The 9,464-nt window shown below is 75.5% G+C and carries 4 protein-coding genes; 2 read left to right on the top strand and 2 right to left on the bottom strand.

Annotation, left to right across the window (positions count from 1 at the left end; all coding sequences use genetic code 11):
• Positions 1-478 precede the first annotated feature (478 nt).
• Entirely contained in the window at positions 479-1,579 is a 1,101-nt protein-coding gene (locus ACYVPE_RS37895; protein WP_461038390.1) for a HesA/MoeB/ThiF family protein, read from the top strand.
• Entirely contained in the window at positions 1,576-2,823 is a 1,248-nt protein-coding gene (locus tag ACYVPE_RS37890; protein WP_461038389.1) for a hypothetical protein, read from the top strand. The genes ACYVPE_RS37895 and ACYVPE_RS37890 overlap by 4 nt, the downstream gene beginning before the upstream one ends.
• A gap of 230 nt (positions 2,824-3,053) precedes the next feature.
• Here the strand turns inward: ACYVPE_RS37890 and ACYVPE_RS37885 are convergent, their stop codons facing one another.
• Together ACYVPE_RS37885 and ACYVPE_RS37880 are read right to left on the bottom strand one after the other, a co-directional pair.
• Positions 3,054-5,906 (bottom strand): AfsR/SARP family transcriptional regulator, encoded by a 2,853-nt coding sequence (locus ACYVPE_RS37885; protein WP_461038388.1) that lies wholly within the window; start codon positions 5,904-5,906, stop codon positions 3,054-3,056.
• A 158-nt stretch (positions 5,907-6,064) separates the two neighbouring features.
• On the bottom strand, positions 6,065-8,944 hold the full coding sequence (locus ACYVPE_RS37880; protein WP_461038387.1) for an AfsR/SARP family transcriptional regulator: 2,880 nt from the start codon (positions 8,942-8,944) through the stop codon (positions 6,065-6,067).
• Between the last annotated feature and the right edge of the window lie 520 nt (positions 8,945-9,464).

Here is a 9,464-nt window from a genome sequence, read left to right as displayed (position 1 = left end):
CCGCCACCCGGCAGGCGCCTCGGCGCGGACGCGCCCCGCGCGGAGCGCCGGGCCGGCCCCTGGGCGGGCCGCGCCGGCCGCAGGCCACCCCCGCGCGCAGCGCGAGAAAGGGCTTGTGGGGGCACCGCCCAGCGTTAGCTGGGGGAGGGTGGGGGGGAACCCGCGGTCGGATCAGCCGGGGGTCAGTGGGGAATCAGCGGCGCCCCCCACGCTAGGCCGCAGCGGTTCTCACCCCCGGCTCACGCCGGGCGGTAACCCGGGCCGTTCCCCTTTCAGCGAGGAGGCAGTGAGATGGAGATCAAGGTCAAGAAGGTCGAGGCCGTCAAGGCGACCCAGAACCCGGCCACCTGAGCCACTGACACCGTCTGCTGACGGCCTCCGCGGGGAGGGCGGGGCACCTGGCCGTGGTGCTCCCCCTCCCCGCGGTTCTTCTTTCGCGACGTTCGTAAATTCGTTCGTTCGGCTCGACGGGGAGACGATGCGGGTCACCTTGAAGGAGTGCGTGTGGGAGACCGTCGGGGACGATCTCCTGGTGGTGCGCGACGCCCGTGAGGCGGTCACGTTGGGCGATCCGACGGGCCAGGTGGCGGCGCTGCTCGACGAGTTGAGCGGGGCGGCGCGGACCGCCGCCGAGTTGAGTGCCGCGCTCGTGGCGCGCGGCTTCGCGGTCACGGAGGCCGAAGTCGCCGACGGCCTCACCGGGTTGGACTCGCTCGGCCTGGTGGAGGACGCCGAGGGGCGCTGGCTCGGCGAGCCGACGGCGGACGCCCGGCACTTCTCCAATCTGTCGTTCTTCGGCGCCTACGCCGGACTCGACCGGCCGCGCGCCGAGTTCGTGCGGCGGCTGCGGGCCGCGCACGTGCTGGTGCTGGGGGTCGGCGGCGGTGGTTCCACGCTGGTGCAGTGCCTGGCCGGGCTCGGCGTCGGGCGGCTGACGCTGGTGGACCGCGACCGCGTCGAACCCAGGAACTTCGCCCGGCAGTTCCTCTACCGGCACCGCGACGTGGGCCGCGCCAAGACGGAGCGGGCCGCCGAGTGGGTGCGGGAGTACGACCCGACCATCGAGGTCCGCGCCGTCGAGCGCTGGATCTCGGGGCCAGGCGACCTGGCGGACCTCGCCGAGGGCGTGGACCTGATCGCCGGCGGGGTGGACGGCCACCCGGACGCCGGGCTGTGGGTGAACGAGGCCGCCGTGCGCGCCGGCGTGCCGTTCGTCGGGGGTGGCGGCACGCCGTCCCAGATCATGTACCAGTCGGTGATCCCCGGCCGCACGCCCTGTCTGGCCTGTGACGCCGCCGACCGTCCGGCGCCGGGGAGTTCGGCCGGCGCCGCCCTGCGGCTGGCCGAGAAGATCGAGCTGAGCAACCCGCTGACCGGCCCGATGGCCACCCTGATCGGCTCGCTCGTCGCCTTCGAGGCGAAGCGACACCTGACAGGCTTCGAGCCGCCGCGCGCCGCCGGGGGCCGGATCGTCCTCGACCTGCGCGAGGGCCTGGCGCCCAGCTGGCAGCCGTTCACCAGGAACCCGGACTGCCCGGTGTGCGCGCTGGCGCCGGCCGACTCCCCGGAGCGTCGATGACGACGACGGTGCGGCTGCGGCCGCTCAGCGTGGTGCCAGAGGGCGACGACGAGGTGCTGGTGGGCGATCCGGCCACCGGCACGTTCGTCACCATCCCGGCGGTCGGCGGCGTGGTGATCGAGGCGCTGCGGCGCGGCGCCACCGTCGACGAGGCGGCCGCCGAGGCCGAGGCGTTCGCCGGCCAGCCGGTCAACGTCCCTTCCTTCGTCGAGACGTTGGGCGAGCTGGGCTTCCTCGCCGAGGAGGGCGAGGGCGCGGACGAGGCCCTGCCGGAGCCGGCGAAGAACGCGCCCATCCAGGCGCGGCGGTGGATGACCGCGATCCGCCGGGAGACCGTCCGGCCCTTCTTCGGCCCGGTGGCGTGGGCGGTCTACGCGGCCTGCCTGCTCTTCGCGGTCGGCGTGCTCGTCGTCAGGCCCGGGCTCGTGCCGGACCCGGGTGAGGACGCCTTCGCCTTCGACGACATCGGCGTGAGCGCGCTGGCCTGGGTGCCTTTCGTGTGGTTCGCGGCCGCCAGCCACGAGTGCGGCCACTGGCTGGCCGCCAGGGCGCTGGGCATCCAGACCCGGTTCGGGATCGACCGCCGCATGATCATGCTGGTCTTCGAGACCGACCTGACCCAGCTGTGGACGGTGCCGCGCCGCCAGCGTTACGGCCCGCTGCTCGGCGGGCTCGCCGTCGACTCGGTGCTGCTCGCCGCGCTGCTCGCCGGACGGCTGGCGATCGACGTCGGCGCCTGGTCGCCGCCCGGCACGGTGGACTCGCTGCTGGCGGCCTGGGTGTTCGTCAAGGTGGTCCAGATGCTGTGGCAGTCCATGGTCTTCCTGCGCACCGACCTGTACGCGGTGCTGGTCAACGCGCTCGGCTGCCACAACCTGTGGCGGGTCAAGTCCCTGCTGCTGCGGCGGGCGTTCGGCCGGCTCAGCGAGGAGCAGGCCGAGGAGTTGGCGGCCTCCTCGGAGACGGACCTGCGGGTCGGGCGGTGGTTCCGCTGGCTGTGGCTGGCCGGGTTCCTGGGGGTGACGGCCTGGTTCTCGCTGCTGATCCCGGTGTTCGTCGAGTACCTCGTGTGGGCGGCCGAAGGGCTTGCCGAGGGACCGCTGGCCGGCCGGTTCTGGTACAGCCTGCTCTGCGCCGGGCTGCTGCTCGGGGCCGAGGCGTTCGCGATCGCGCTGGCCGTCTGGGAGCTGGCGCGCCGGATCGCCGGCCGCCGGCCGACACCGGCTGCCCAACCCGGAGCATAGGGCATGTCCGCAAAGTCTCGCCGGGCCCGCGACTCCCCCAGGCCTGGCGGCCTGGGAGGTGCCCCCAAACACGGCACCTCGCTGCGTTACCGAATCGCGCGAATACGGCCAAGTATGAGCTGCGATCCGGCGCCTTGCGGGAAGCGAATGGGGGCACCTCCCGGACGAAGTCTGGGGGAGCACCGCGTCTGACGCCGCGGGCTGATCCGACGAGACTTTACGGACACGCCCTAGGCGGGCCGCCCCACGTCGCCGACGCCGCCGCCCGCGCCGTCGAGTTCGGCGATGCGGGCGCGTACGGCGTCCGCGTCGCCTGGGGCCAGGTCCTCCAGCAGGGCGAGGGCCTGGCGCAGCGTCTCGCGGCCCTCGGCGAGCCGGCCGGTGGAGAGTTGGGCCTCGCCGAGCCGGCCCAGGGTGCGGGCGGCCAGCGCGTGCTCCCAGTCGTGCCGGCCGCGCAGCGACCGCCGGTAGTAGTCGACGGCCTCCTCGAGGTGGCCGAGCCGGTGGTGGATGTAGCCCAGGCTGTCCAGGGTGGCCGCCTCGCCCGGGCCGTCGTCCAGTTCGCGGTGGATCAGCAGGGCCGCCTGGCAACTGGCCAGCGCCTCGCGGTACCTGCCCAACTGGGCCTGGAACCAGCCGACGTTGTTCATGGACCGGCCCTCGCCGCCCCGGTGGCCGGCCTGCCGGTAGAGCCGCATCGCCAGCTCGTTGTGGCGCACCCCGGCCGCGTAGTCGCCGGCCCGGTCCCGCAGCAGGCTGCGGTAGATGTGGGTCAGCGCCTGCCCGACCCGGTCGCCGGCCGCGCCGAACAGCTCGTACGCCGTGCGCAGCCGCTCCTCGCACTCGGCGTCGTCGCCCAGCCTGATCAGCGCCTGCACCAGACCGATCTGCGCGTGGCCGAGCGCCCGCGGGTCGCCGAGCCGCGCCGCTGCCTCCAGGGCGATCCGGTGCGCCGCCGCCTGGGCCTCGGAGTGGCCGTGCTGGGAGAGGAACCCCCGGCTGACGCCGGCGAGTCGCCAGGCGTGGTCGTCGAAGCCGTGGCGCGCCGCGTGCCGGATGGCGGCCAGCAGCACCTGGTGCTCGTGCAGGAACCACCTGACGGCGTGGGCGGCGCTGGTGACCCGCGGCACGGTCACCCCGGCGCGCGGCGGCGGCAGGGCGATCGGCACCCGGTGGTACTGGTCGAGCTGCTGGTCGCACAGGTTGGCGGCGTGCAGGTAGTAGTCGAGCAGCCGGTGCAGCGCCGCCCGCCGCTCGGCGGCGTCGTCCCGCTCCAGGGCCAGCTCCTCCGCGTAGGCCCACAGCAGGTCGTGCCAGCCGTACCGTCCTGGCGACCGCTCCCACGCCAGGTGGGCCCTGGTCAGCTCGGAGAGCAGCAGATGCGCGGCGCGCGGACGCACCCCGGCCAGGCTGGCGGCGCCGGCCACCGAGATCTCCGGGGCCAGGGCGAGGCCGAGCAGCCGGAAGAGCCGGGCGGCGGCCGGCGTCAACGCCCGGTAGGACCAGGAGAGTACGGTGCGCACGCTGGCCCCGGAGTCGCCGCCGTCGAACACGTCGAGCGAGCCGAGCTCCCCGGGGCCCGAGTCGTCGTCGAGGCCCGAGGTGAGGGCGCCGAGCGGGAACGCGGGCCGTGAGCCGGCGCGGGCCGCCACGATGGCCAGCGCCAGCGGCAGCCCGGCGCAGCGGGCCACGATGTCGTCGACCGCGTCCCGTTCGGCGGTCACCTTGCCGCGGCCGAGCCGGCGTTCGAGCAACTCCCTCGAGTCGGTGTCGGAGAGCAGACCGAGGGGGAGCGGCCTGGCGCCCTCGGCGGCGACCAGGCCGGTCAGCTCGTTGCGGCTGGTGACCAGCACCAGGCAGCCTGGGGAGTTCGGCAGCAGCGGCCTGACCTGGGCCGAGTCGAGCGCGTTGTCCAGCAGGACGAGCATCCGGCGGTCGGCGAGCAGGCTGCGGAAGAGGCCGACCTGGGCGTCGACCGAGGCGGGTACCCGCTGCGCCGGCACGTCGAGCGCGTCGAGGAAGAGCCGCACCGCCTCGGCCGGCGGCCTGGCCGGGCGGCCGGGGCCGAAGCCCAGCAGGTTCACGTAGAGCTGGCCGTCGGGGAAGGACTCCCTGACCCGGTGGGCCCAGCGCACGGCGAGCGCGGTCTTGCCGACGCCGCCGGTGCCGGTGATGACGCACACCGGGGTGCCGCCCGCCTCGCCGGCCGACGCCTGGCGCGGCAACAGCCCGTCGAGGGCCGCGAGCTCGGCCCGCCGGCCGGTGAACGCCTCGGTGTCCGCCGGGAGTTGACGCGGCACCCGGGCCACCGCCCCGGCGCCTGGTGTGGCGGCCGGCGGCCGGTCGCCGGCCCCCGCGGGCGGCCAGGGCGTCTCCTGGTCGGCGAGGATCGCCCGGTGCAGCCGCTGGAGTTCGTCTCCCGGCTCGATGCCCAGGTCGTCGGCGAACCTGCGGCGCACCCGGCGGAACACGTCGAGCGCCTCGGCGCGCTGTCCGCCGCGGTGCAGGGCGACCATCAGCAGGCTCACCATCCGCTCCCGCAGCGGGTGTTCCGGGAGTAACGGGGACAGCTCGGCGACCACCGCCGCGTCCCGCCCGAGCGCCAGGTCGGCCGCGGCCAGCGCCTCGACGGCCGCCAGCCGCTCCTCCTCGATGCCCGGGGCCACCGCGTCCGGCAGCCAGGGCCCCGCCACGTCGACGAGCGGCGCCCGGCCGCGCCACAACCCGAGGGCGGCGCCCAGGAGTTCGGCGGCCTCCTCGGGGGCGACGGCGGCGCCACGCGCCCGCCTGGCCAGCCGGCGGAAGCGGTGCAGGTCGACGGAGTCCGGATCGGTACGCAGCGCGTAGCCGCGCACCGAGGTGGCCAACTCGACCTCGGGGAACGGCGCCAGCAGCCGCCGCAGCCGGGAGACGACGCCCTGCACCGCGTTCCGCGCGGTGGCCGGCGGCGTCGCCCCCCAGACGGCCGTCACCAACCGGTCCATGGCCACCACCCGGGCCGGGTCGAGCAGCAGGGTGGCCAGCACCGTCCGCTGCTGGGCGGTCGCCGGGCCCAGCAGCCGGCCGCCGGCCCATACCCCCACGGGCCCCAGGAGGCGGAATTCCACACGGTCCCCGTCGCCGTCCACGATGTCTCCGTTCGCGCCCCGGCAGGTGTCGATGGCGAGCAATGTAGCCCGCGAAGCCGCCACTGAGCAGGGCCGGCACCCGCGATGTCGTCCCGGGCCCGCCCCTTGGCGGCTCAACCGCCCGAATCCTCCTCGTCGTTCGACCCGGCGGTCAGCTCGGCGATCCTGGCCCGCACCGGCCCGGCCTCGGCCGGCGCCAGCTCGTCGAGCAGTTCGAGCGCCCGCCGCAGGGTGGCGAGACCGGCAGCGCGCCGGCCGGCCGCCAGCTGCGCCTCGCCGAGCCGGCTCAGGGTGAGCCCGGCGGGCAGCCGCCGCGCGTCCCGCCGGAAGCGCAGCGCCTGTTCGTAGTAGGCGATGGCCCGTTCGTGCCGGCCCATCAGGTGGTGGATGTAGCCGAGGCTGTCCTGCGCCGCCGCCTCGCCGGCCAGGTTCCCCTGCTCCCGCTGGATGTCGAGCGCCTCCTCGCAGCAGCGCAACGCCCGCTCGTAGGAGCCCATCTTGGCGTGGAACCAGCCCATGTTGTTCATGCTGCGGGCCTCGCCCGCCCGGTGGCCGGCCTGCCGGTAGAGCCGCAGCGCCTGCTCGTTGTGGTGCAGCCCGGCGACGTGGTCGCCCTCGCGTTCGAGCCGCATGCTCAGGTAGATATGGCTCACGGCCTGCCCGATCACGTTGCCGGTCTGGCCGAACAGCTCAAGCGCGGACCGTAGTTGGGCCTCGCCCTCGGCGTCGGAGCCCAGCCGGAACAGCGCCTGGCCGAGGCCGAGGTGCGCGTGCGCCCTGGCGTTGGGGTCGTCGAGCCGGCCCGCCGCGGTCAGCGCGATCCGGTGCGCCGTCGCCTGGTCCTCAAGGCGCCCCTGCTGGGTGAGGTAGCCGCGCAGCACGCACGCCAGCTGCCAGGCGTGCGCGTCGAAGCCCAGCAGCTGCGCCTGCCGGATCGCGGCCAGCAGCACCGGGTACTCGCGCCCGAACCAGGCCCGGGCCTGCGCCTCGTCGGTGATCCGCGCCGGCGTGACCCCGGGCCGCGGCGGCGCCGGGACCAGCGGAATCCGGTGGTGCTCGTCCAGGAACTCGCCGCCGATGCTCGCGCTGGTCAGATAGTGGTCGAGCAGCCGGTGCCGCGCCTCGTGCCGCTCCACGCCGGAGTCCTGCGCCTCGGTCAACTCCCGGGCGTACGCCCACAGCAGGTCGTGCCAGCCGTAGCGGCCAGGCGACCGCTCGATCACCAGGTGGGCCCGACTCAGCTCCGCGAGCAGCCGGTTGGTGGTCCGCACCGGAAGACCGGCCAGGCTGGCGGCCCCCGACACCGAGATCTCGGGCCCGCGCAACAGCCCCAACAGCCGGAAGAGCCGGGCGGCTTCCCGGCTCAGCGCCCGGTAGGACCAGGAGAACACGGTGCGGACATTCGTGGCCGGGTCACCGCCGTCGAACACGTCGAGCCCCGCCGGCGTCCCCTCCAACCCGGCGGTCAGCGCGTGCAGCCCGAAGCCGGGCCGCACCTGCGCCCGGGCGGCGACGATGGCCAGCGCCAGCGGCAGCCCGGCGCACTGGGAGACGATGTCGCCCACCGCGTGCTCGTCGTCCCCCGCGACCTGGTGCGCGCCGAGCCGGCGCAGCAGCAACTCCCGGGACTGCGCGGCGGACAGCACGTCGAGCGGCAGCGTCCGCGCGCCCTCCGCCGCGACCAGCGCCGTCGGCTCCACCCGGCTGGTGACCAGCACCAGACAGCCGGGTGCCCCGGGCAGTAACGGCCGCACCTGGTCCGAGTCCGCCACGTTGTCCAGCAGGATCAGCATCCGGCGGCCCGTCATCAGGCTCCGGTAGAGGCCCACCTGCGCCTCCACCGACACGGGTATCCGCTGCGGCGGCACGCCGAGCGCGTCGAGGAACAGCCGCACCGTCTCGGCCGTGGGCCTGGCCAGCTGGGTCGGGCCGAAGCCCAGCAGGTCGACGTGGAGTTGGCCGTCGGGGAACCGCCGCCTGGCCCGGTGCGCCCAGTGCACGGCCAGCGCGGTCTTGCCGATGCCGCCGGCGCCGGTGATCACACACACCGCGGCCCGTCCCGACGGCCGTGGCCCCGAGGCCGGGAACATCCCGTCCAGCGTGGCGAGCTCCTCGTCCCGGCCGGTGAACGTCTCGGTGTCCGGCGGCAGTTGGCGCGGCACCGGGGTCGGTTCCGGGGGCGGCGCCCCGCCGCTGAGGCCGGCCCTGAACTCCTCGCCGATCAGATCGAGCGGCAGCTCCCGGTCGGCCACGATCGCCTCGTACGTCCGCCGCAGCTGCCCGCCGGGCTCGATGCCGAGGTCCTCGGCGAACCGCTCCCTGGCCCGCCGGTACACGGCCAACGCGTCGGCCCGCGCGCCGTTGCGGTGCAGCGCGGCTATCAGCAGCACCAGAAGCCGCTCGCGGAGCGGGTGCTGCGTCACGAGGGTGCGCAGCTCGGAGGCCACCTCCTGCTGCCGCCCCAACAACAGTTCGAACTCGGCGCGCTTCTCGACCGCCGAGAGCCGCTCCTCCTCGAGCCCGGGGGCCACCTCCTCGGCCAGCCAGCGCCCCGCCACGTCGGCCAGCGCCGGGCCGTGCCACAACGCCAGCGCCGACCGCAACAGCGCCGCAGCCCGCTCCGGATCCCGATCCCCGGCCAACGCCCGGCGCACCAACTCCCGGAACCGGAACAGATCCACCTGCCGGCGGTGCGCCAACAGCCGGTAGCCCTCGGGCGAGTCCGCCAGCTCGGGCCCCCCGAGTGGCTCCAACAACCGCCGCAGCCGCGTCACATGCCCGCGCACGGCCTCCGCCGCGGGCTCCACCGGCGCGTCGTACCACAGCGCGCGCTCCAACCGCCGCGACGGCACGGCGCGGCCGGCGTCCAGCAACAAGAGAGCCAGCACCGTCCGTTGCCGCGCCTCGACCGGACCCATCTGCCGCCCGGCGTGCCAGACGCCGACGGGTCCCAAGAGCCGGAACTGCACCCCGTCCACGATTGCTCCAGCCATAACACGCGCACTGTGTTGAGACGAGCCACCCTATCCCGCGCGATCACGGCGGGATCAGACTTGTCTTACTCCGTGGAGCTTCCGTGCGGAGTGTCCGCCCGGCCGCGCGAAGCGCGGACAGGGCCGGGGTGGGTGGGGGAAACCCGGCGCGGGGCACGCGCCCCGCCGGCCGGCCAGGCCGGCCTGCGGGGCAGGGCCGCCCGGCCCGCCCTTCCGGCGCGAAGCGCCGAGGTGGGGCGGGCCGGTGGGCGAACCCCGCGCCGGAGCCGCACGGTGGCGGCGGAGCCGCTCCGCACGGCGCCCGCGCCACCGGCGCGGGCGCCGGTCCGGCGGCAGAGCCGGTGGCGTTGTCCCCGGCGGCGTAGCCGGCCAGGGCCCGGCCTGCCAGCGCGAAGCGTGGTGGGGCGCGGAGCGCGGGGGCACCCGCGCCGAGGGCCGGCCTGGGCCCGTCAGGGCCCGCCCTTCCGGCGCGAAGCGCCGAGGTACGGGCGGGTGGGCGAACCCGCGCGGAGCGCGCGCC

This window comes from Streptomyces mayteni (assembly GCF_054783955.1).
Note: the sequence above shows the minus strand (reverse complement) of the source record. Positions and strands in the feature narration are given on the sequence as shown.

Excerpts from the sequence above, each read along its gene's own strand:
- ACYVPE_RS37890 (WP_461038389.1), top strand. The coding sequence starts at position 1,576 with ATGACGACGACGGTGCGGCTGCGGCCGCTCAGCGTGGTGCCAGAGGGC.
- ACYVPE_RS37880 (WP_461038387.1), bottom strand. The coding sequence starts at position 8,944 with ATGGCTGGAGCAATCGTGGACGGGGTGCAGTTCCGGCTCTTGGGACCC.
- ACYVPE_RS37895 (WP_461038390.1), top strand. The coding sequence starts at position 479 with ATGCGGGTCACCTTGAAGGAGTGCGTGTGGGAGACCGTCGGGGACGAT.